Annotated in this window: 26 protein-coding genes, 2 tRNA genes and 4 pseudogenes; 3 read left to right on the top strand and 29 right to left on the bottom strand. The window is 46.6% G+C overall.

Annotated elements, in window-relative coordinates; translation table 11 throughout:
- Positions 1-36 precede the first annotated feature (36 nt).
- The 24 genes and pseudogenes from FEM44_RS25660 to FEM44_RS21895 all read right to left on the bottom strand — a co-directional run bounded on the left by FEM44_RS25660 (position 37) and on the right by FEM44_RS21895 (position 16,842).
- Positions 37-378: a hypothetical protein gene (locus tag FEM44_RS25660; RefSeq protein WP_240726859.1), complete on the bottom strand. Its 342-nt coding sequence runs from the start codon at positions 376-378 to the stop codon at positions 37-39.
- Positions 379-411: 33 nt separating this feature from the next.
- A complete protein-coding gene (locus FEM44_RS25655) occupies positions 412-1,065 on the bottom strand; it encodes a hypothetical protein (protein WP_240726861.1) in 654 nt (217 codons plus the stop codon).
- Positions 1,066-1,079: 14 nt separating this feature from the next.
- A complete protein-coding gene (locus tag FEM44_RS21995) occupies positions 1,080-1,697 on the bottom strand; it encodes a hypothetical protein (protein ID WP_135522793.1) in 618 nt (205 codons plus the stop codon).
- Positions 1,690-3,012 carry a DUF2213 domain-containing protein gene (locus tag FEM44_RS21990; protein ID WP_135522794.1) on the bottom strand — a complete coding sequence of 441 codons (1,323 nt, stop codon included), beginning with the start codon at positions 3,010-3,012 and terminating at the stop codon, positions 1,690-1,692. The genes FEM44_RS21995 and FEM44_RS21990 overlap by 8 nt, the downstream gene beginning before the upstream one ends.
- The gene (locus tag FEM44_RS21985; protein WP_171022611.1) at positions 2,993-3,826 is read right to left on the bottom strand and encodes a hypothetical protein; all 834 of its coding nucleotides are present in this window, start codon (positions 3,824-3,826) and stop codon (positions 2,993-2,995) included. Before FEM44_RS21985 ends, FEM44_RS21990 begins: the two co-directional genes overlap by 20 nt.
- Complete coding sequence (locus FEM44_RS21980; protein ID WP_135489339.1) at positions 3,771-5,207, bottom strand: anti-CBASS protein Acb1 family protein; 1,437 nt, start codon at positions 5,205-5,207, stop codon at positions 3,771-3,773. The genes FEM44_RS21985 and FEM44_RS21980 overlap by 56 nt, the downstream gene beginning before the upstream one ends.
- Positions 5,208-5,223: 16 nt before the next feature.
- Complete coding sequence (locus FEM44_RS21975) at positions 5,224-6,552, bottom strand: terminase (protein WP_135522795.1); 1,329 nt, start codon at positions 6,550-6,552, stop codon at positions 5,224-5,226.
- Positions 6,542-7,624 carry a terminase small subunit gene (locus FEM44_RS21970; protein WP_135522796.1) on the bottom strand — a complete coding sequence of 361 codons (1,083 nt, stop codon included), beginning with the start codon at positions 7,622-7,624 and terminating at the stop codon, positions 6,542-6,544. The genes FEM44_RS21975 and FEM44_RS21970 overlap by 11 nt, the downstream gene beginning before the upstream one ends.
- A 3-nt stretch (positions 7,625-7,627) precedes the next feature.
- Positions 7,628-7,837, bottom strand: coding sequence for a hypothetical protein (locus FEM44_RS21965; protein ID WP_000126790.1), 210 nt, complete (start codon positions 7,835-7,837; stop codon positions 7,628-7,630).
- Positions 7,815-8,747: a hypothetical protein gene (locus tag FEM44_RS21960; protein ID WP_105290252.1), complete on the bottom strand. Its 933-nt coding sequence runs from the start codon at positions 8,745-8,747 to the stop codon at positions 7,815-7,817. The genes FEM44_RS21965 and FEM44_RS21960 overlap by 23 nt, the downstream gene beginning before the upstream one ends.
- A 526-nt stretch (positions 8,748-9,273) precedes the next feature.
- Positions 9,274-9,531: pseudogene (locus FEM44_RS26110) on the bottom strand (ParB/Srx family N-terminal domain-containing protein); the annotation flags it as partial.
- A 268-nt stretch (positions 9,532-9,799) separates the two neighbouring features.
- Entirely contained in the window at positions 9,800-10,168 is a 369-nt protein-coding gene (locus tag FEM44_RS21950; protein ID WP_001009468.1) for a hypothetical protein, read from the bottom strand.
- Positions 10,158-10,943: an enterotoxin A family protein gene (locus FEM44_RS21945; protein WP_135522798.1), complete on the bottom strand. Its 786-nt coding sequence runs from the start codon at positions 10,941-10,943 to the stop codon at positions 10,158-10,160. The genes FEM44_RS21950 and FEM44_RS21945 overlap by 11 nt, the downstream gene beginning before the upstream one ends.
- Positions 10,944-11,131: 188 nt before the next feature.
- A complete protein-coding gene (locus FEM44_RS21940) occupies positions 11,132-11,686 on the bottom strand; it encodes a glycoside hydrolase family 108 protein (protein WP_000836756.1) in 555 nt (184 codons plus the stop codon).
- Position 11,687: 1 nt separating this feature from the next.
- Positions 11,688-11,966 carry a phage holin family protein gene (locus FEM44_RS21935; RefSeq protein ID WP_089603069.1) on the bottom strand — a complete coding sequence of 93 codons (279 nt, stop codon included), beginning with the start codon at positions 11,964-11,966 and terminating at the stop codon, positions 11,688-11,690.
- Positions 11,959-12,348, bottom strand: a complete 390-nt coding sequence (locus FEM44_RS21930; RefSeq protein WP_135409916.1) for a putative holin — start codon at positions 12,346-12,348, stop codon at positions 11,959-11,961. The genes FEM44_RS21935 and FEM44_RS21930 overlap by 8 nt, the downstream gene beginning before the upstream one ends.
- Before the next feature lie 837 nt (positions 12,349-13,185).
- A pseudogene (locus tag FEM44_RS25330) lies at positions 13,186-13,266 on the bottom strand (tellurite/colicin resistance protein); the annotation flags it as partial.
- A gap of 831 nt (positions 13,267-14,097) precedes the next feature.
- Positions 14,098-14,172: transfer RNA gene (locus FEM44_RS21925), tRNA-Gly, on the bottom strand.
- Between the two features lie 3 nt (positions 14,173-14,175).
- Positions 14,176-14,251, bottom strand: a tRNA-Thr gene (locus tag FEM44_RS21920).
- A gap of 320 nt (positions 14,252-14,571) precedes the next feature.
- A complete protein-coding gene (locus tag FEM44_RS21915) occupies positions 14,572-15,123 on the bottom strand; it encodes a DUF1133 family protein (RefSeq protein WP_001602397.1) in 552 nt (183 codons plus the stop codon).
- Positions 15,120-15,410 carry a DUF1364 domain-containing protein gene (locus tag FEM44_RS21910; protein ID WP_000774471.1) on the bottom strand — a complete coding sequence of 97 codons (291 nt, stop codon included), beginning with the start codon at positions 15,408-15,410 and terminating at the stop codon, positions 15,120-15,122. Before FEM44_RS21910 ends, FEM44_RS21915 begins: the two co-directional genes overlap by 4 nt.
- Positions 15,410-16,009 (bottom strand): DUF1367 family protein, encoded by a 600-nt coding sequence (locus FEM44_RS21905; protein ID WP_138159184.1) that lies wholly within the window; start codon positions 16,007-16,009, stop codon positions 15,410-15,412. The genes FEM44_RS21910 and FEM44_RS21905 overlap by 1 nt, the downstream gene beginning before the upstream one ends.
- A gap of 38 nt (positions 16,010-16,047) precedes the next feature.
- Positions 16,048-16,336 (bottom strand): annotated as a pseudogene (locus FEM44_RS21900) (hypothetical protein).
- Positions 16,337-16,689: 353 nt separating this feature from the next.
- On the bottom strand, positions 16,690-16,842 hold the full coding sequence (locus FEM44_RS21895; RefSeq protein ID WP_135522799.1) for a Hok/Gef family protein: 153 nt from the start codon (positions 16,840-16,842) through the stop codon (positions 16,690-16,692).
- A gap of 350 nt (positions 16,843-17,192) precedes the next feature.
- On the opposite strand from FEM44_RS21895, the gene FEM44_RS21890 reads away from it, so the two are divergent.
- From FEM44_RS21890 to FEM44_RS21880, 3 genes and pseudogenes are all read left to right on the top strand, one after another.
- Positions 17,193-18,284 carry a hypothetical protein gene (locus FEM44_RS21890; protein WP_135522800.1) on the top strand — a complete coding sequence of 364 codons (1,092 nt, stop codon included), beginning with the start codon at positions 17,193-17,195 and terminating at the stop codon, positions 18,282-18,284.
- Positions 18,281-18,709, top strand: a complete 429-nt coding sequence (locus FEM44_RS21885; RefSeq protein WP_135522801.1) for a hypothetical protein — start codon at positions 18,281-18,283, stop codon at positions 18,707-18,709. The genes FEM44_RS21890 and FEM44_RS21885 overlap by 4 nt, the downstream gene beginning before the upstream one ends.
- A gap of 40 nt (positions 18,710-18,749) precedes the next feature.
- A pseudogene (locus FEM44_RS21880) lies at positions 18,750-19,341 on the top strand (hypothetical protein).
- Here FEM44_RS21880 and FEM44_RS21875 read toward each other — a convergent pair.
- The 5 genes from FEM44_RS21875 to FEM44_RS25325 form a co-directional block, all read right to left on the bottom strand.
- The gene (locus FEM44_RS21875; RefSeq protein WP_240731797.1) at positions 19,338-19,859 is read right to left on the bottom strand and encodes an antiterminator Q family protein; all 522 of its coding nucleotides are present in this window, start codon (positions 19,857-19,859) and stop codon (positions 19,338-19,340) included. The pseudogene FEM44_RS21880 and the gene FEM44_RS21875 overlap by 4 nt on opposite strands.
- Before the next feature lie 132 nt (positions 19,860-19,991).
- On the bottom strand, positions 19,992-20,303 hold the full coding sequence (locus FEM44_RS21870) for a hypothetical protein (protein WP_135522858.1): 312 nt from the start codon (positions 20,301-20,303) through the stop codon (positions 19,992-19,994).
- Positions 20,296-20,553, bottom strand: coding sequence for a hypothetical protein (locus tag FEM44_RS21865; RefSeq protein ID WP_135522802.1), 258 nt, complete (start codon positions 20,551-20,553; stop codon positions 20,296-20,298). The genes FEM44_RS21870 and FEM44_RS21865 overlap by 8 nt, the downstream gene beginning before the upstream one ends.
- A complete protein-coding gene (locus FEM44_RS21860) occupies positions 20,550-20,972 on the bottom strand; it encodes a DUF977 family protein (RefSeq protein WP_135522670.1) in 423 nt (140 codons plus the stop codon). The genes FEM44_RS21865 and FEM44_RS21860 overlap by 4 nt, the downstream gene beginning before the upstream one ends.
- A 15-nt stretch (positions 20,973-20,987) precedes the next feature.
- Positions 20,988-21,749, bottom strand: a complete 762-nt coding sequence (locus tag FEM44_RS25325) for a DUF1627 domain-containing protein (protein WP_135522671.1) — start codon at positions 21,747-21,749, stop codon at positions 20,988-20,990.
- Positions 21,750-21,754 lie beyond the last annotated feature (5 nt).

The raw sequence follows: 21,754 nt of genomic DNA, 5'->3' as shown, positions 1-21,754 counted from the left end.
GGAGCATTTAGCTCCCCGCGTTATCAGATTGAACGTTTATGCGTATTTGGCAGACAACAGGGTGATCCCCTCAGGGCGGAAGTTCCAGCCCGGCGTCGCGCGCATGGTATACAACGTGGTCAGGCCGCCATCCGGCATAGGGGACGGGATTTCCGTCGGCGCTGCCATGTCGCAGAACATCACGTTGACGGCCTGCTGGTTAGGGACCAGCGTGGAGAAAATATTGGTGTTAATAGCGTGACGCGCTTCCGGAACCTCAATCGTCGGGTTCGTAACGATGATCAGGTCACTACCACCAGCCCCCTTACCAATCAGCGTGTCATCCTGGCAGAAAATGATGTCATCGCCCGTCGCCTTATCGGCGACGTCTTTAACCATCGTTCCCACCGTTCCGGTACCACCACCAGGACGCTAGTAACTGGTCAGCTCAACAATTCCTGTCCACTCCAGCGCCTTCATGAATCGCTGTGGGCTCAGAATAACAGTCGTTAATGGCTGCCCCAACAGCAACATGCGGGTTTTCTGGTCAGCAATCAGGCCAAGCATAAATTTAGCCATCTCGCCGGAATCCCAGGTGGTATATGAATCATTGCCTTTGCTGTCGTTACCCAGATTCAGTGTCACTGCGTTCGGGGAGTTGGTGATCCCCTCGTTATTAGCTGCATTCACGCCATACAGCAGCATATTACGCAACATTTGAGCGTGTCCCTGGCGGTTAGCCAGGCGCAGGCCTTCAATCAGAGAATAGCCCCAGCGATCTGCTGCATCAGTATCGAGATAGCTGTATTGCGAACGGGAAGAAATTCGGTAAGTCATCATCCCGTCATAGCCGCCAGAGATACTGGAAGACGGTAACTGGCCCGGCAGAGACTGGCTGACCTGCGCCTGCGAGGTCATGCGCAGATATTTCTGATAGACCATCAAATCACTGGAACTGATTTTTACCGCTGGAGCACCACCAGCCAGGACTTCAAACGCCCCGGAAGCCATGCTCTGTTGCACGATCATTTCCGGCAGCACCATTGACGGCGACACAAAAGTAGTCGCGGGAGTAAATGCGCTCATTAATTAATATCCCCTTAAATTAAAAACAGGCCGCACGGCTTGCCGATTTCCCAGACAACGTTACCGCCATCCTCTTTTTTCACCGTCAGGTTTCCTTCAACTGAAACCATCAGCAACTTAATGTCCACTTTCGGGTTAGCCCCCGGCGTTCCCGTGTAAACATCAATGACGTTATTTGTCAGATCCCACACAAAACCACTGGCAGCAACGGTGTTATTGCCATCAGCCAACGCAACAACTTCTGCACTGACCGGGAGAGGAATGCGGGCGCCTGAGCCAACGCGGTAATAGTGAACAAAGCCACCCGCGAGATATAACGGCACCGGATTATCCGACGTGGTAATGCCATGAAATGCCTGATTAAAGACTGTAAATGCGTTACAGGCGTCCTTCGTGGCCTGCTTGATAACCGCCCCGTTAACGCTGTCTTTCGCGGGAGCGATGCACTCGATAACACCGACACCACCCCATACCGGTTCAGTGATTTTGCTGTCCAGTCGTCCGGAGCAAAGTTGCAGACGAATTGCCGGATCATCCTGCGCATCCCCCTGCATCAGCCCACGGGATTCGACGTTAAAAAGGCCACCAAATGCTCCACGGTTTTTAAACGGATGAAAGTTAATATCAGCCATTGTTCAGGCTCCCTTGAGTGTTAATTTTTGCCAGACGACGCCCCGGAATTTTGAAGGCACTCAGCCAGACGTTCGGATCGCCCTGATATTCAGTAATGCGACGCCCGGCTTCATCGTTGCGGATACGTTTATGCAGTTGCCCCTGCGTACTCATCATTTCTTTTTCGATGGACTGACGGGCGGCACTGAAAATTGCGTCCTCAAGCACAGCCAGCGTTGCAGAATCCGCAATCGCGCGAATATTGACGTCCTTATGTGCCGGAGAGTGTTTCTGCATAGCGATTAGCGCACGCTTGCGGTAGTCCAGCGCATTTTCACCAGAAAACGGTGCTGGCGCGTTTTTACCGCAGGCACTGAATGCGGAGTCGGCTTTTGCCTGCGCTTCTGCCAGGGCAGAGTCATTGCGTTCTTTTTCTGCCTCCTCGTCAGCCTTACGCTGTTCTTCCGCTTCGGAATCAGCCTTTGCTTTCTCCTCAGCGTCTTTGGCTGCTGCCTCGTCAGCTTTGGCTTTTTCTTCCGCCTCCTTTGCCGCAGCTTCATCAGCTTTACGCTGTTCCTCTGCGGCTTCATCGGCTTTGGCCTTTTCTCCGGCCTCTTTTTTCGCCTGATCTTCGGCGTCCGCCCGCGCTTTGTCCCGCTGTTCCAGAGAGTCCATGCGCGTAACGACACCATCGATTTTCTGATTAATGCCTTGCAGGGCATCGCTCACAACCCCCTGTAACAGGGCCTGGAGTTCTTCTTTTTCCATCTCGATTTCACCTGTGTTTGTCACTTCAACCCCTGCGGGGATCCGGTCTTTATCCCACACGCCCAGCGAGCCGTGGTCTTTCGTCACCAGGGCAATGTGATCAACAAGGAAAGGAACGCCTTCGATTAAAAAATTGGTGTCACCTTCCTGTACCTCCACATTTCCTGATGTGCTGTTGAACACCACCGACGGGCTTGTCGAAACATCCCCCTCAGTGATTTCTTCAACAATGCTCTGGAGGTAAACGCGGCACACCGCCCATACCTCATCACCCCGGATATACGGCAGCATGACGCTACCGACGATCCGCGATTTAAAATCCTCCTCCGTCAGAACTGCGTCGTCAGGATGGTTTGCGATAACCGGAAGGCCATTGCATCGCCTTAAAAACTCCTCATTCAGATAGAGCTTTGGAGCACGCCATACGTGCTCTTTCAGCCCGGCGCGATAGGCGAGCCCGGTTCCGGTTATTCGCAAATTCACCAGCCACATGTTGGAGAATTTCACCGGAGACGGTACGGTTCCGTCCCTGATGCGTTCTGCCACTTCAAGCTCGGTTAAACTCACGTTTGCCCTTCTCCGTTAAAAATTCGTCGGGTAGTTTCTGAGGGGCGTAGATCGGCAGTGCATCGCAACTGCAATAAACCTCCTCCCCGGCAGCAGTGATTTCGTCATAAAAACCATTTACGGGCTTTATCAGCCCCTGCTCCAGCGCCCACGAATCGCGGAGGAGATAAATTGTCTCGTCGCGCTCTTTGTGGTCCTGTCGGTATTTGTAGCCCGGACGCCGCCAGTTCGAATGCCAGCGCAGAGCAATCGCACCACTCTGAACAGCCAGCAGATACTTAACGTTGCTTGCCAGCTTATGCCCCTGGTCAATTGCCACCCGGCGACTGATAAAATCCATATCCTTCACGGATTTCTGAAACCCGGCCTTCACTTCCCGGCGATCAATTTCGCTCACCCCGCCAGGCGGAATGGACGTAACCCACCCCTGAAAACGCTGTATGGTTTTCTCGATGGCCTGTTCTCGGTTGAGTTTTATCAGGTTGGCACTGGCGAAAATTCGCCTGTCGAGTTCCTTGCGAAACTCAGGTTTCAGTTTTTCAACAGTGATTTTTTTAGGGCCGTCAGGAGGCTGATCCCGTAATGCCCCGCCGTCGATGACAAGACGGCTGTAGATAGCGGTGAGGTGTTTTCTGGCTACGGTATCATCAGGGGTTTCTCGCTGAGCGGCTACACGGAGTTTCCGGCACCATTCGAGCAATGATTTTTCGCTATCCCACCCGTGATTTACGTAGTTGTTAACGGCATCCGTCAGAACCTCATACAGCGTCCTGATCCGTTTCTTCTTCCTCACCGCCCGGCTGGAAATTGCCATCAGGCGTCTCCTGCTTCGGTGGTTCATAATTCGCCAGCGCGTCCACATCAATGATGAGTGGAGCTTCGCCATAGGTTTGCGTGGCATTAACAAGGCTTGCCAGCCATTCAGCGAGGGCGGCGCGGTTTTCAGGATCAACCTGTGGCGACACGGCAGAGAAAAGTGCTATCGCCTGTTGAATCACTTTACTGTCGCTTTCCCGGCGTTTGTCCGGCGACTCCTCCACCAGCTCCTGCCACGTCGCGGTAAATTCACGTCGCCACTGGTAAAACGTGGTTTTATAGTCGTCGGTTATGATGTCCGGGTAATCATTTTTCAGCGACTGATAAAATTCCTCGTTCCAGGCGATGTACTGCACCAGGCGTTCGAAATAATCCATCACAGGTTCAATCTGCTGGCGTACACCATCGATATACTGGCTGATGGCTTTCGAGTCCTCCTTACCTTCACCGAATCCGTTACTGAACGCTTCTTCCTTGATAATAATGGCCGGAACGTCACTCCCGGCGGCAATATCAGCAATGATGTTGTCGCGGGATGTATTCAGCGCCCCGTCGATGTTTTGCAGGTTCAGTGAACTTACGTCTTCGTCTTTTCCAATACTCAACACGCCTTTATTTTTGGCGGCTTTCACGTTTTCTCTTTTACGCCCCGTGGCAGCAGCCATGATCCCGTCAATTTTCGAACCGTTCTGCACAACTTTAGCCACCAGTACGCCTGCCTTCTGGCTGACGAGATCATTCGCCTCCATCGTATTGATATAGGATTTCAGGGAATAAAGAACTCGCTGAAACACGCTTCGCCCGGTGAATCCGAACGATGAACTCTGAAACTCCAGATAAATCGGTGTGCCGTTGAAGATTTTCAGTGTGCGTGACGGATGCCAGTCTTTTCCGCCAATCTTCAGCTTTTTATTGGCTTCCTGGAAAAACGGGCTGTTGGGGTTCTGGTCAGTCACCATCGAACCGGAAGCGTTCAACGGATCCCACGCGTTGATATACACATCCTCTTCTGTCAGTCCGAATGTCGGAAGCGGCTCACGACATGGAACACTGTCGGTGCCCACGCCGATCGCTGCGGCACCGTAGCAACGAGACAGAAAAAACAGATTTTTAATCTTCTCGTTGACCTTCATGCGTTCCCATACCTCCTGAAAACGCCGCACAACCCTCTCGTCAGGGTCTGTCTCCACGTTATACTGGCGCGGCTTACACATCGCCATCAGTATGGGTTTTTCAACAAGTTTTCCGCCCAGAGGATGGAATTGCCACAGCAGCTTACACAATTCATAGCCGATATCGGTTCCCGGCTGAATTTCTTCAGCCTCAAGAATACGCATCAGTGCTGAATCGAGGCCGCCAGTAATCTCGATCTCTGCCATCAAAATATCCTGATTTTTACAACGCCGCGTAATTACCGTGCGCGATGATCAATCCGTAGGTATAACAATCGAAAAGGTCATCAGCACGTTTATGCGCGTCTTTGTCTGCCAGGTGGAACCCGGCGATTTGTTTAACGAGGTGGTTTGCAGTGGTGCGTTTGAATGAAACGGTCTTGTCGTAAGCCTCCCGGACGATTTTGCACATCCCCTGATAGTGATATCCGGATGCCATCACCGCCCGTTCGTCTTTGCCTTTGCTGGTTAGTGCCGATTTAATCGGCGTCATATCCCAGCCTTCGGTTTCCGCCTTCTGGTTGAGGATTGCCCCCATCGCAGCGTCTTCCATAAAAATTCCCTGGCTGCCCAGACGCGGGCGGCACAATTTCTCCAGGCGTTCAAGGTTGTCATACACGCCGGGGATGTACTCCGGAAGCAGCGACGCTTTAATCTGGGTAACATCCCAGTCGATAATCGTGAGCTTCGGTTCATCAGAATACGAGGACTCATAAGCGAAATACACCACGCCAGTACCATCATTTTCGGTCCCGCCTTTCAGCGCCGTATCCATCACTGCGAAAATCATGTCGCAGTGCGGCGGCATCTCAATCGGCTGACCGTCCACCAGCAGCTTATCGACATCGAGTAACGCGTCTTTGGACCAGTCCACGAACTCGGCAAGATATTCCTGCTGCCAGACGCGCGGATCGGATTTCTTCTCCGTTTCCTCCAGTTCTTCTTTCGGAATATACGGATTCGATGAAGTTGGCGCATGGTGCATGACAAATCCCAGGGATTCATCGTGGCATATCGCGTAGAAAAAATTGCTCTCGTCGATACCGTTTGGTGTGGAAAATACCCACGCACAGCCACGGTAATCGACAAGCGTCGGGCGTATAGCGCGGGGCCAGATTTCCTCGAGCATTTCCGGCGCTTTAGTGAATGCGGCCTCATCAATCAGTACAGCGTGATACTTACGCCCACGCCCGGCCAGTTTGTTATTGTCCGTTACCCAAAAGTCGATGCGCCCCCCATTACGGAGAATGATGCGCTTTTCATTTTTTGACTGGCTGAGGATCAGCGGTTGCAGAACGGCGCTAATTTCATCCCAGATTTCCTGGTACTGGCGGTATTGTGCGGTAAAAATCCCCACCCTACCCGCGATAAGCTGCCCGGTGGTAGGAACGGCAAATTTCCGCGTCGCGAAACTGGTAGCGATATTCACCAGCATCACCGTTTTACCCCAGCGACGACCACAGCATACCGCGTGGAAGCGTTCCTCTATTGCCGCCGTCCATGCAGCTATTTGCCCCTCATGAGGTTTTGGGAGGTAGATTTCAATCGACATTATTCACTCCCGGCATCGGCAGAGAGTTGTGGATAATTATTTCGTTATTCTCACCACCCACGCCTTTTTTGAGGTTTTCAATCTCAGTGCGCAGCTTTTCATTGCGAAGCCTCAGTCCTTCAAGCTCCAGATCATTGCGACTGTCAGTTGCACCACCAGCAGAACTTCCTTTCGTCGCCATTATCAGCTTGATAAGTTCGCGCCGGGCGGCAGCCTTATCCTCCAGCAGGATCTCAACACCAAATTTCCCGAGCTTTGCCCCTGCATATAATTGCCTCGCATCCCCATCAAGCAGAGTGGTATCAGCCATATAAAGCTGTCCTGTTCCCTCACCGCAGCACTTCGGGCAGTCCGGATTGGGTATGGCGTTATCAACAAAGCCAAGGCCTCCATATTCCGGTTCGAGTTTGCCATCTCTGGAAGCCTGCGCCGCTGCCTTATCGAATTCTGCTATATCGCGCCACTGGTAGTGATGATTCTCGCCCCAGCAATAACGGCAGTTAACACGGCGAAATTGTGCCAACTGATTGGGGTCGGCCTGGACAATGGCCATCAACTGACTCACCAGTAAATCCAGGTCTGCGGTATAGCGTTTCTGGTACTGATTGCGGAACCATGAGATAGCCCGATAAACCTTAGGATTTCTTAGGAGCTGGCTGGCAGTTACGTAGGCCGCATTCCCCTCTGACTCGTATCCTGCCAGGCGATATGCCTCAACGAGTTTTCTCCCCTGTGCAACCAGCATCGCAAATTTCGTCTGCTGCTCTGAGATGCCGAATTCATCGGGATTGAATAAAATTTCCTGATCATTTCCTGCAACGGGAGAAACAACCACTCTGGATTTTTCCTTCCCCGTTTTGCCGGTTCGCTTTTGCGCAGTTTTCTTTTGCGCATCTTTTTGCGCAGTTTTGCGCACTTCTGCCTGCGCATTTTTCGGAGGTTTTTTGATGTAACGACGGGCTGTTGCGTAATTCAGTCCCCTTGCTTCACACCATGCCACCGGAGATATACCGGAGCGGGTGTATTCAGCAATATACTCCTGCTGCAACGCCCCCCAGTCCGGTCTGCTCATCAGTTAGTCCTGATTTTTATCCACCCTGAGTAGTTCGCGCAGAGCAAAGGCATCCCCTTTTCTGGCAAGCTTAAACAATGCCGCCCGTAACTCGGCTTCACCTTTCGCTCTGCCCTTACGGATGGACGCATAAAAATTTGTCATTGCTTCCCGATTTTCTTTCAGTCGATTCAGATCAACATCCAGAACGTCAGCGATTTGTTGTGCAGTCATCCGGCACGCTGCCAGAGACTCGACTTTCGAATACGGAATCATTTGTCACCCCCATTGATATGCAGGGTGTCTTCTTCCTGTATTTTTCGTGAAGAATTTTTACTGCAGCGTTGTTCCAGGTGACCTGGTGGTGAATGCGTTTATGGCTGGCGCCCATCAGTGAGATTTTTACGCACGACGGTGCATACATGACGGAGTAAAAACTTTTAACGTAGGTTCCGGAATCCAGATACAGCTCGGTCATTCCGCCACTGTTTTTCTGCGTCTGTTTCTGCCCTAACTGGACAGCACCGATCGTCATAAACAATTCTCCACGGCGACCGAGATTCGTGTACGTATTCACATCCTCGTTAATGCGTCCCATGAATGAGAACGGTCGGTCAACCGAACAGATAAAGCTGTTCATTGCCTTACGTTTCACCCATGAAGCATGAGCGCCATTGTCACCAAGAAAATCCCCGCCCTGCGACATAGCGATGGAAAGCGCGGGTATTGATTCGTAATACGCCAGCATTTCAGAAAGGATCGCATCCAGTTTCCTTATCGGAAAATAGGCCTGGTCATAGTTGCGATCCACCCGAAACTGGAACTCGTGATAATCATCATCGAGCTGAATGAAGTATTTACACCCGACCATTTTTGCCAGGTCGAAACAGGCATTACGGGCGTAAAAAATTGAACGGCGGTCACCGAGATTATCGGCTTCGTCAAAACGACTGGCGATATCGGCTTTGGAAAACACCAGCACCTGTTCACCAAATTCAGCTACGTACTGATGCCAGGTCTTGTCTTCATCATCGACAATGATAAAAATTTTCCCGGTATAGCCAGCACGACGCAACGTCCGGTAAGTCAGAACTTTGTCCGGTCGCCCGTGAGTCAGAATAAAGGCGCAAAAATCATCACGCACATTCATCCTCCTCCCCGCCATGCATGATCTCCACCATACGCTGCGTCATCCGGACAAATCCATTTTCAATAGCCTGCTGATAATCAATGATCACCAGCGCCGACTCCTCGAAAAGACACTGAATTTCAGCGGGGGCGTGAGCGTAATAGTCCGCAATTCTGCTGAAATTAAACACCGTGTGACGTTCTGCCGCACACAGGAGGAATTTCTCAATATCAGGATCAAGGGGCGCCGAACGTATCCGGTTGATCAGCTCCTGAGTTTTCGTATCGTCGTACAGTTCACTGATATCCGGTTTACCGCCCGATGGCTCATAAACAGGCGTATCAATTTTCGTCGTATACGGCTCATCCTCATTTCCTGTACCTGGCAAAACATCCGTCAACAGCTCATCAATTTCTGTCGGGCTGAAGCCTGTCAGGGAGACATCAAAATCAGCATTGATTAACTCCGACAGCTCCATCCGTAACAGTTCTTCATCCCAGCCAGCGTTCAGTGGCAAGCGATTATCTGCCAGGCGATACGCCTTTTTTTGGTCATCCGTCAGACCAGACAAAACAATGACCGGAACGGAATCCATTTTGAGCACTTCAGCCGCCATAACGCGACCGTGACCCGCAATAATTTCGCCCTTTTCATCAATCAGCACCGGATTAGTCCAGCCGAATTGCTTAATGCTTTCTACCAGTTGTGCCACCTGCTCAGGGCTGTGTGTCCTGGCATTGTGTGCATACGGAGACAGTTCTTGTAACGGGCGATAGACGATCTTCAATTTCTCGCTCATACAGCCTCGCTTGATGAATAAAAAAGCTCGCCAACAGCCAGTGCGCTGGGTGCGCGGCGGGTGCTGTTGGTGAACCATGGCATTATAACAGCCCCTCACTAAAGAGCTGTTATAATGCTGATGTGTGGTTACAACATTAATATTTTCAATGCTATATATCCGCTTATATTCGTCCCCTTCAATAATAACATTCACACAATCAGCACTTCATAAGCTCATAGAAATAAAAATGCCCCACTCTGGGGCAATAAAACAAAAAACAACTTAATTATTCCGCATCTAATTCTATAGCCCATATATGATTCGGACTATATGCTTCGCTTGCGCATAAATTCACTTTCATATCTGAAAGTATAGCAGCCATTGCAATTTTCCTCATTTCATCAGCGACATAATTATCCGGATAGTTTTGCGCCCCAGGAATAATCCAAACACCGCCAGTTGAACTGACAACATATATACCTTTCCTATTAACATTTGCGTCAGCAAAATATTGAGTCAATTTGACTCCCTCTACAATTCTGGCTGTGGTTCCTCCACAGTTAGTTCTAAACTCCTGGCTAACACCTGCAAATGTTTGGATAGATACCAAACTTATCATAAAAACAAAAATTTTAATCAATGCCTTAAAGTTCATCTTTATCTCCATTCTTTACCAGAAAATCATCAATACTTTGCAAAGTCAACAAAGTGGATTTGCGTTTTATGAACTTCTTAAATTTTAATAAATCAGCTTGCGATAGTTCATTAGTGATAAAATCACAGGTTAAAAAACTATTAGTTTTATTATTTTGATGGCATTGATCTGGCGCAAACTCTATCCAAGGGTACTCTCTCCAGGCTGGGAATTCATCAGGGAATCCCGCAAGATGATACCCATCTTCATTCGGTGCAACAGATAATCCACGAAATAAATCTCTTCGATAATTTCTGTTTCTGTGCATCCCCCCCTCTATCGCACCAAAAGTTACTCTATACCATCCAATTATTTGTGATAATGGAACACCACCTAATGCTGCATACTCATTTTCACTTGGGTATGGGCTGTATGTACCGAGTATGCCGTTCACATCAAATAAATTAGGCGCTGGTGCAATGACATAAATATAATACTCGTTAAAGCTCCCAAGCATATTTTGCCCGATCAAATGAGCCTGTCTTAATGTCGTTGTTGTAGATACATAACCATCATTATATCTGGTATTCCCTGTTACAGTTCCTCGGGCGTGATCATATAAATTAATATTGATTGGCGTACCACGTTCATACGCTTCATCTTGTCCTCGGGGTATTAACCCACCAGAACGTCTCACTTCATCTGGTGATCTGGAGTCTGCTCTATAAAAATCATTAGCATAAGACGTAGAAGATATGAAAACCAAGGTGACAAACCAAAAAACAATTCTATTCATGATACTTATTGTGCGCTCTGAACTATGTACAATGACATTAACGCATCTGCAAAACAGATAATTGATGCAAATCAATAAATAGAATTAATCAAAAACATAAGACATATATAATTTATCCTGAGATTATAATTTCAGCTATTACGCAAATTTTTTATTTAATTTTGTAATTTCCAACTAAAGTATAAATATCAACAATTGATTCCTGATACGCGCTCTTTAATCCAGCCATATACAAACGACTCGTTAGCCTCCCGTTTCTCTGCCAGCTCCAGGTAACGGTCACCCTGCGTACAGTTCAGTGCGGTCAGCATTACCCGTTCGCCATCCCTGCCACGATTTTTCAGATATGCCCGTAACGCATTAATAGTTCGTGGGCCGATACGTCCGTCTGCATCCATATCCGGATACAGTTTCCCGCGCAGGTTGAAAACGTTCAGCCAGCGTTGAAACATTTTTGACGCCACGGTTGGCCCCATGTTGACGCCTGTGTCGCACAGCTCTGCGGCAATATCCGGGGACAAATTTGCCACCTGGTCAAAACGTGGGCCGTACCAGTAATCCGCCTCGAGTATTTCCAGCGCCTGCCCGCGCGTCAGGTCACGCATATCGCCCTGATATCCGTGCGCCCGGGCGACTTTTTCAGTAATGCCCCATTTGGTCGGACCACCTTTATCATCCGGATGGTTGACGTAACCGCCCTCTTTTCCCAGAACTTCGTCAAAAATTTCATCTTTCGACTTCATTTCAGTACCTTCGTAATGCAAGGATTTTTGAAACATTCCCACGTGCACGTATCACCAGCACGCAGAACAGCAGATTAAAAAACACCACCAGCCAGTTCGCCGCTAACAGACGACCACACAGATAGCTGAGTGGCGCAAGGGCATAAAGCAGCATCAGCAGCCAAGCCAGCCATGACATCAGCGGTTTATGTCTGGAATCATGACGACGATAAAAAAAAAGCGTCAACACGATAACCGTGCATAACGCTACATTCAGCAATCCAGAAAGGTTATCAGGCATTGCCGCCTCCCCCACCCCGCAGGCGGGAGAACAGGCCGGACACCAGTGATGCGATATCCTGCTGGTGGATGAACGACAGAATCTTCACCGACACCACTGACACCAGCACTGCACACAATGCGTCGACAGGCGCTCCGTCAAACCCTGTATGCTTTACCAGCCAGGATGCCAGAACCTCTGCACCCAGCACGCCGATAATGAACGACACCAGAAAATGCGCCGCCACACGCCAGGCTGAAAGCGCCTGCGGTATCGTTGCCACAAATAACGCCCCGGCGAACGCACCAAACACAATCCCGAAATCCGTTCCGGTAAACAGCCCGAATACCGTCGCCCCGCCGAGCGCCGCAGCCGTGCCGGAACCGGATAAGGGTTCAGACATACTTTTTCTCCTGTAAATAAAAAAGGCCACCAGCGGCCCGTAAAAAACAACATCCCATCGAAGGAATCCGCAAATGCCTTTTGTGTGACATAGTCTGATATGAAAAGCGAAGAATTAATGTACGGGAATAAGGATTACCAGAAATTCAGATTAACTTTCCTGTTTAAACGAGAAAAATTAATTTATATACTTTTTGCACTTCCTGAACGGGGGGGAACGGAAATTCGTTATGTTTCACGGACTTTGTCCAGCGACCTTAATCCGACGGTCGCGTTTTTTTTGCGTCATATTCATCGTTGACTTACATGGCATTGCCACACGGACATTATCAGTGTCCGTGTATTTTTTTGAATTCAACACAAAAAAAACCGCCTGGTGCGGCGGCTGAACAATGCTGAAGATGAATCATTTTTATTGTAGTGAAATTGAGATGTTGTGGACTTCCCTGAATATCTGACTTTATGCCTGATATTGTGGTTCCAAAAACAACAATGTAAACCACCCTCAATACCGGGGAACATCTCTTTGGTGTTATTTACAACACCGGAATGATGCATTTCCGACTCTCCAAAGAAACACAATATTTCTACCGAAAATACACCATTCCGCTATTGTAAAATAACAGCGCAAACCACTGACTAGCCAATTACAAATCGGTGTTCCTGTTTCCTGAGCAATGTTTACTCTTCATATGAGTTCTTGTCGGGGAATAAAACCACTCACCCGGAAGACAGACGTATAATAACAAGGAATAAAATCACTTCAACTGTAATAATCTGAAAAATGATTCTTGCCACATGAAAACACCCACCAACCGTCCATTACCACAAATAAAAAAGCCTTCACCGCGTCGCGGTTTTCCATTTTCTTTACTTCTACAATAGCCTTACGGGTTTTCTTTTTGAAAATCCCAAACATCGTGAATTTTCCTTTTAGTGGGTGAGCCTCCGCCCGGGGTGACCAGTCCACAGAGAAAGTCACACTGATCATCCCGTAAGCTTACCCCTGAAAGGTTCTGTGGTTTTTGATCCGCGCCGGGCGTAGCGCAAAGAAATGAAATAAGCCTTATCTGAAATTAAGGTTAATCTGAGGATTTAAACCATTCTAAATGCTTAGTAGTATAAACATGCCTATTGAAAGAGGCAGATACTAATCCTTCTTCGCGGACCTTGTCCCGCGGCTTTAATCCGACAGCCGCGTTTTTTTTGCTTGTATATTTCCAAATGATGCAAATATAAAAGGCTCACCGAAGCGAACCTGATTCAAGCGTACTTGCTGCTACAGCAGGGCTATAATACCCCAACCACATAACGCCATGTGTTCTTTTCTAATGAGTTGGTGATGGTTTTATGCAAGCAAAAAAAACCGCCTGTTAAGGCGGTGGTCAAATCAGTAAGTGCTGAAGAGTATTATTATAATATAGGTGAGGTGTCGGGTGCCTCCCGAAATATCTGACATTCCATCAGATACTGTAGTTTCCCCGCTAAACAACCACTAAAACCACCCCCGCACATGGGGTTCACCTCATTTTGTGATGTTAACAACATCGGGATAGTGCATAATCAGCCCCTGCCAGGAAATATCAAAAATCCCACTAATAATGCACTATCCCGATAGTGTCAAAAAACACAGCACTGAAACTATAACTGGTCTCCGTTATAATTCGGGGGAGCGTTAAAGGAGTATACGAGACCTTTCCCCGCGAGAAAAAACGCCAGTGCTGAAAAACCTGTGCCTCATTTGTTTTGCTGGAGCGGGTAGCGGGAATCGAACCCGCGTCATCAGCTTGGAAGGCTGAGGTAATAGCCATTATACGATACCCGCATATGGTGCCGACTACCGGAATCGAACTGGTGACCTACTGATTACAAGTCAGTTGCTCTACCTACTGAGCTAAATCGGCATTATTTCCTCAGACAGGAATATATCGCAACCACTCCCCTGAAGAACTGCGGCAAATAATACGTTTAAATAATAAAACTGCAATACACCATAACGTCAAGTTTTGTAAAGTTATTTTTAGATTTCCATTTTGTCGGCTTTGTATATAAATTTAAAAACAGTTATAAATATGCACAAAATATATTTTATACAACAATTTAATCGCGCATTTTTTAATCAAGCTTCAGAAATAAAAAAACCCGCCTGTGGCGGGTTTTTAAGTTCACGTTTCTGGTTAACCTCGCGATACAGCTTTGCGAAGCGTAACTGAATTGAAGCAGCTTATTGCTCACTTTGCAATAGTTTTTTTTGTGCCGTGAACATTGGTTTATAAAGCATAAATTCAGCAATCATCAGCCATTGATCGATACGACGTCGACAGGTAATTAATGTCCAGTCAGGATGATTTTCATTTAACTGCTCTGCCATTTTCAGTTTGCTCATTCCCCGCCCTTCATATCGTTGTCGGAGGATGCTAATTAATCCCGGATACTCGACCAGCACTTCGCTAATTACCCGATCAATACATAACGCCTCGGCATCAGTACAATGAGACAACCAGCTTTTCTGCTTACCGTCGAGCATTTCCCGCAAAAATGCCTCCAGTTCCGTCTTATCAATCCCCGCTTTTTTCATCCTGCGCAGAACTTCATTGATGGCTGTTTTCGTCAATTTTTTGGATGCCAGCAACTGGTTAAACATATTCCCCGTCTTACCGCCGCCAATATACGACCAGCGCCCCCACATACGCAGTTTTCCCTGAATCCAGACACTTTCCAGCGTGGTGAGACGAAGGTGTTCCCCGCTTTTTCCTGTATTTGTTGGGTAAATCATAAATAACCTTCCTTTCTCCAGATTTCTTGTGTGCGAAAAACACCTTCTGCATGCATCAGGCGTAATTCTTCTTTGGTGTAATCGCTGGTTTTTACTCTCCCGTCGATTAAATCGTGGCATGAGCTACAGGCAATTGCAGCCTGCATATCGTGTGGCTTTGTCGCTGTTCCACACGTCCCCGCCAGTCTGTAATGCGCCAGCACGGAAGTTTCGGGATTGTGATTGCAGTAGCCAGGAATTCTGACCTGACACATCTGGCCCCGCGCCGCTTTACGTAAATCTGCCATCACGCAAACTCCAGCAGCTGTGCAGCCACATTTTCGACTTGTTCCGGAGAGGAAAATTTACGGAACAGAATCCAGTTCCACAGCACATTCAGTACAGATTTATAAACCTGCTGAAACTCGGTTTCGTCCATATTCGCAAACGCGATGGATTTCGCCCGACGCCCGCGGTTACCGTCCGGATAAAAATGCTCAGTGTAAAATCCGGCCTGAATGGTTACCCATTCACGGAAGGCGTCAAATGACTTGAGTAATGCCGTATCCTGGGTTCTGCGTGTCGCAACTGTATTCAGATATTGCTCTGCGGCTTCGCTCAGGGCTGGCGTATGTTCCCTGCCTACCGAGTCACACAGGTAATCAACGAAACCTGACACCAGTGTTCGTTCGCGAGGCGTGATCGCCCCACCGACCGGAGTCCAGTAATCGAATCCGAGTTGCAGGAGTTTGAAAAAACGCTTGTGGAATGCGTAGTTACGAACACGCTTAAAGTCAGCGTGTATCCACTCGCCTATTTTTATTTGATGCAGAAAATCGCAACTCTCCGGCGTCGCCGGGAGAAGTAAACCAGAAGAAGTTTGTTTGACCAGTTGTATATGTGCCATCGGTTTTCTCCGGTGGCACGGTGTTACTCAGCAGGGGGTCAACCCTGTGCTGAATTGTAGATGAATTCACTCAGTCTCAAAAGCAAAAAATCCAGCCTTAAGTCCTATCTCTTTCAAAGCCTGTAATGATGTGACAAATTCATCTTCACGTAAAATAAAACCGTCCACCATAAGTCCATCCACAAAATAAATTAACACAGCACCGCTCTTCCTTTGCTGGGATTGTAAACATTTAATGCGGCAGTGACTGACAATAGTTCCATTCTCAACGCGCACAGCATAGAGGCCATTTTCACTAAACAATTCATGCAATTCTTCGATTTTCATCTTCAGAATCCTTCCAGATAAATAGCTCTCCCCTTTTCAAGGTCCATCCATCTTCTCCCTGCGCGCTACTCAAAACGGATGAATTCTAATTAATCTTTATTTCGAAGCAATCGCAAACGATAAAGCCAAAATAAAAACAAATACAACAAATACAACAAATACAACAAATACAACAAATACAACAATATCGAATGATTAACTAACCATTCGGACAACAAGGCAATATAATTTCAGTTAAAATTATTAATCCCTTATTCATGAAAAACAAAACCCGCCGAAGCGGGTTAAGTGCGGGTGCGTTGAGGATACCTGACAACTTAAAGAGTGGCGGGGATTGCTCCCCGCCGTGGCTCTTAACGTTTTTCAACTTCGTAGGCTAAATACGCCGAAAGCTCTGTGTTACCCTGTTTGATGTGCAGTTCGCATAGCGAACCGCGAACCATCCAGACAAATACCAGAATGGTGATACAAACCACCACCAGACAAAACACATAGCTCCTTCGCATTACAGCCCCCCCCTGTTAGTTGATTTCTTACTGTTAAGAGGCTAATCTTTATGTGTCGCATACAGATATGGCCTCAGATTAATGTTAAGCGTCTTGCCGGACGCGTAATGTTAACTGGGGCTTTTCTCTATCTGCCTTTGGTGTTCATGCCCGAGGCAGATAGCCTCAAGCACCCGCAGTCATTCTACCCGTTTTAGATTTCTCAGCCAACTTTATGCTCACAACATATACAAATTTTCCGGTTAAAGCTCAACATGTTAGATAGTTTTTGCGTACGCACTATTTTTTTGTGTAAACTGCCTAAAAAGTTTAGCACCCTAAATTGTTAAGGGAAAATTAAGGAAGTGTTAATGCTTGAGCAGACAGTAAAAAACATCAATTCGCGCTTTGGCTGGCGCAACACCCGTAAGCTTCTTGGTTCATCACTGGGTGTAACAGCCCAAGGATTACCCCTTTTTATTGAACGTGTAAATAGTGTAGTTCAGCATAATCCCGACCTAAAAGACAGGATCGACGATTTCTGGAAAGGTTTAATTTTTAGCGGGAATCGATTACTTTCTATTTATAAAATCACCGATGAAGACGTAGCAAAATTACAAACAATTTTCACAAATCAGAAAAAGGACAATAGCCCCTTCTCAGAAAAATACCCAACGCCTTTATCCAGAGAGGAGCTGTTAGTTGCTGATACTGAGCTGCATTTTGCTGAACTACGTCAAGATATCATTCGTGACAAACAAATTGACACCGCTGTTTTTTTATCCAAAGCGTATTACACTGAAGTGATAGAACTTGACCCAACACATCTTAGCGATGCGGGTATGGAATTACGTGCTAATGGCGGAGAAATAAAATGCAAAACACGCCAAGTCACGCAATGCTTTAATACCATCATGCTAATGCCTGCAGAAAAAATATTAATTCTTACGATTGATTTATCTATCCTTCCAAGAAGTGAATCACAGCCTCAACAATACCTTGTGGCTAAATTTATAAAAGAAGAAGCTGGCGTTATTTTAAACAATCCTCTTGAATTATTTGGTTCAATACAAGATCTTTACGAAAAAGTAGATGGCAGAATTTCTCATGTATCTTTTATCACCTCAGATGGCAATACAAGTTCTTTAAAACTCAAACCAAGTCAAAAGTGTTTGCGTCAAGATGTTTACCATCATAGTGGAGAGTCCGCAAGCCCAATACTGACAAAGTTTAAGTTGGGAAAAGTTTGGGATTTACCACAAAATTCTTCACATATTTTATCAGTAGAGTTAATATTACCAGGGAAAAGGACGATGCTTGATAATCCTAGAATTAGGTTGCATGAAGCAATTGCGAAGAACTGTAACAATATTGATTCGATTATATTTATTGTTGAAAAAATATTGGATTCTGTTAAGTCCTGTGAAGAGAAAAGAAGAGCGAAATCATCAGGCCATAAATGAAAAAGAGTATATATCACGACATTATCACGCAAATAGAGCAGGATTTTAATGATCCTGCTCGCCGTGTGTGTCGTGATCTTTTTCTTTTTCTGGTTAGTAAAGATGCTAAAAATATCAATCACTTTACATACAAAACTCTTATCAATGGTTTGACCTATCTAACTGACACGAAAGATGACTATATCCTGCTAATAAAAGCAACAGATTATTTATCTAGCTATAAAGCACATCTATTGGATATGCATTTTCAATACATTGATAATTTAACGGAAGAACCAATCCCAGTTGAAGATGATCTTATTTCCTATGCTTTAGACACAGGAAGTTTTTACCATCCAGAAACTGGCGAATTGGTTGAAAATTTTAGCCAGTATCTTTATCCATACTTTACTCCTTCGAGTCTTTTGGAGAGTCTGCATGAGTGATGTAAACATCTGTACTGCAGATCTTCAATCATTAATTAGAATGGATCCTGAATTTAGGGGAATGGTTCAAAGAAAATTAGCTGCAGACAAAAATATTTTTGTAAAGCAACTCTATGAAGATTTAGACGACGCTATTCAGAATTTAGAAAATGACAAACACTTCTATCAAGATGCCAAGTGGGGAGAGGACGAGCTAACAGCGTCGATCAAAATTTCCTGAAAGGTAGGTTTTATGATGTTGAACATGATACTCAACATGGCGGTCACGTTGATTTATTAGTTAAACATCAATTCGGAAAATTCGAATGGATTGGTGAAGCAAAATTATGGAGAGGCCCCAAGTCTATTCACAATGGCTGGATTCAGCTAACCGAACGTTACGGCACGGGTACGTCACGTGACGATCATGGAGGAATTCTAATTTATATAAAGTCTGACAAATCAGCAGTAAAATTCAATGAATGGAAAGAATTTTCTCTACGACTGTTTCGGACGCAGAAATTGAAGCGGAAGGCTCTCCCCTCCGCTTTAAGAGTATCTCAAAGCATCCAGCAACAGCGCTTCCATATCATGTAAGACACATGGGAGTATCCTTATACCATTACACTGGTAAAAAATCCGCAGACTCTTAACTGGTAATTGCTATATATCCGCTCAGAAAACCTAAGGCTTTTTGCAATCTTTTACGAATTGTTCCATCTGAACATCCTTGTTGCTTTGCAATAGCACGAAGAGATAAACCAATCACGAAATGAGCAACAATTAACTCATATTCTTGTTGCTTATATCTTTCTAACCTAAGGATACTAATGTCAATCACTCGCCCTTCATCATTGCTGCACTGACGACGTAATTTTTTGCCATGAGGAAAAATATTTTTATATTTATCAGCTATTTCCTGCCAATATATAGAACTATTACCAGCCACAACCCAAGCCCCCCAACCGTCTAAAAGCTCACATATATCAAAATTACTATCCATCTGATTTTTATTCTCTATTTTGAAATAACCAAGCAGCATTCTAGCCATTGTTGTTATTTCTATACTCGTAACTGATTCATAGGCATCAGGAGAAATAATTCTCCCATCACTTAATGCCCTATCACTAAGATTTGCTATTTCCAATAATCGTTCTTTCGTTATTTCCATTATTATCTCCACCGCCCTTTCGGGCGGTCTCCTTATTATTTGAGGGTACAGAACCCCCTCCTGTTAAGGATTTAATAAAAATCACTTCTGATTTAATTTTTCAGTGTTTTGTTGTCAGGTGGTTTATAGCCTTTATTCTTCGGCCTTATTTCTCAGCCATACACAAACCGGGCCATCTTCGGTGTCATGTATCGAACCAATAAACCATCCATCGCCCTCTGGTCGTTCCGGTTCCCATGCAGAAATATCAGCATCACACGCATCAAGGTCAGCACATCCTTCGTCTCTGAAGCAGAGGACGCATTGAAGATTATTTTCCGCCATCCAGGCGTTAAACTCTTCCGTTGAAATATATTCCCTACCATCACAGAATTTTTCATATTCAGGATGCGTCCAGCAGCCATATTCATCACGTATTACTGGTATTTCTTTAATTTCATTTATTTCTGTTCTCCCACGTTTTCAGACTTTCACCACAGAACGGGCAAAAACACATTGCAACGCCACGACCGACATATTGACCAGAGTGAATTTGAGCAATGTCTAAGCCTGGCTCGCCAGTGTTTATGTTCACACGCCCCGGGATAAATATACCTTTGCTCTTAAATGTTGGATTTCCATATTCGAGTGCTTTTGCCAATGCCGCACACGGTTCTATCTGATTGCCATTAACCCTGCATTTTGATTCACTCACCGCACCACCTCCTGAAATTTCCCCTGATAAAACGCCAGCACACGCTGCATAGCTTCACTTTTCCTGCACTCGCGACAGATTATGTTCATACGCCTGTCGTAGCGGCGTATTTCTCCGTCTGGTAATGACCAGATAAGGTCAGGATCAACCACAACCGGTTTCTTCACCTTTGCTCTTGATAGTTTTTTACGGGCGTTTTGCCAGTCCTTACGAGCCTGTTCAGACGGAAATAACCCGTAGCCAGAATTGTATACATCGCCACTGGCAACCAGCTCTCTGGCGAGAACGCTCATTAAATATCTTGTCGCACCCGTCTTAGCTTCCAGTTGTCGTAGCGTCTCGCGCCCACTCTGGCGCACAAGTTCAACAACCTGCCCCTTAATTTTTTCCCGCTCTTCTTGTGTAAAAACTTTTGCCATAAGCGCCTCCGGCAATCACTTTTCCGACACAATACGACTGGAGGAATCGACAATCTGTCGGACAATATCCCGGTGCTTGTTCAACTCTCGCAGCGCGGCGCAGATACGCTCCCACTTCTGGACATGGCCTTTCGCCCGACGCAGTTCGCGGTTTGCCATATGCAGTGATGGTAAAATCAGGTCATCCGCGCGCGTTTCAGTAAACGATGGCAACGATTGCACAATGTCCGCCACAGTTTCTGTTTTAATATCTTCCTGCGTCGCCGCTTCCAGGGCTGGTAAAATGGCCTCTGCAGGCTGAAGCTGGGACTTACCGCTAGTTTCGACCTCGGAAGTGTTTTCTGGCTGCACCAGCAAATTATCGCCCGGTATGCAGTAACGAAATTTACCGTTCTGGTTTACGCGAATCAGACGACCTTTGCTGATTGCCATTGCCAGCGTTGAAGCCACTTTGCGGGATGTGGTACCGAACAGCGTAGCCAGTTCATCCGCCGTTTGTGGTCCACGTTGCTCAATCGTCGCTTTTAAATCGCTCTCCGAAATTTTCACGACTGTTGCCGTGGTGGTTTCTTCCGGCAGTACTGCCTGTGCTGGCTGTTCCTGCTGAACGTTGTTATCAGCCACACGCCAGGTGTATACGCTTTTATCAACGAAGCCAGCCTTTTTCAGTTCCCACAGCTCGTTCAGCACTTCTTCTCGACTGATATCAAGTCGCGTAGCCAGTTCTACCGACGTGGCTTTTCCCATTGCTTTCAGTGCGTCAAAAACAGTCTCCATAAATT

Origin of the sequence: Escherichia sp. E4742 (genome assembly GCF_005843885.1) — a bacterium.
In the GTDB taxonomy this organism is placed as follows: domain Bacteria; phylum Pseudomonadota; class Gammaproteobacteria; order Enterobacterales; family Enterobacteriaceae; genus Escherichia.
Note: the sequence above shows the minus strand (reverse complement) of the source record. Positions and strands in the feature narration are given on the sequence as shown.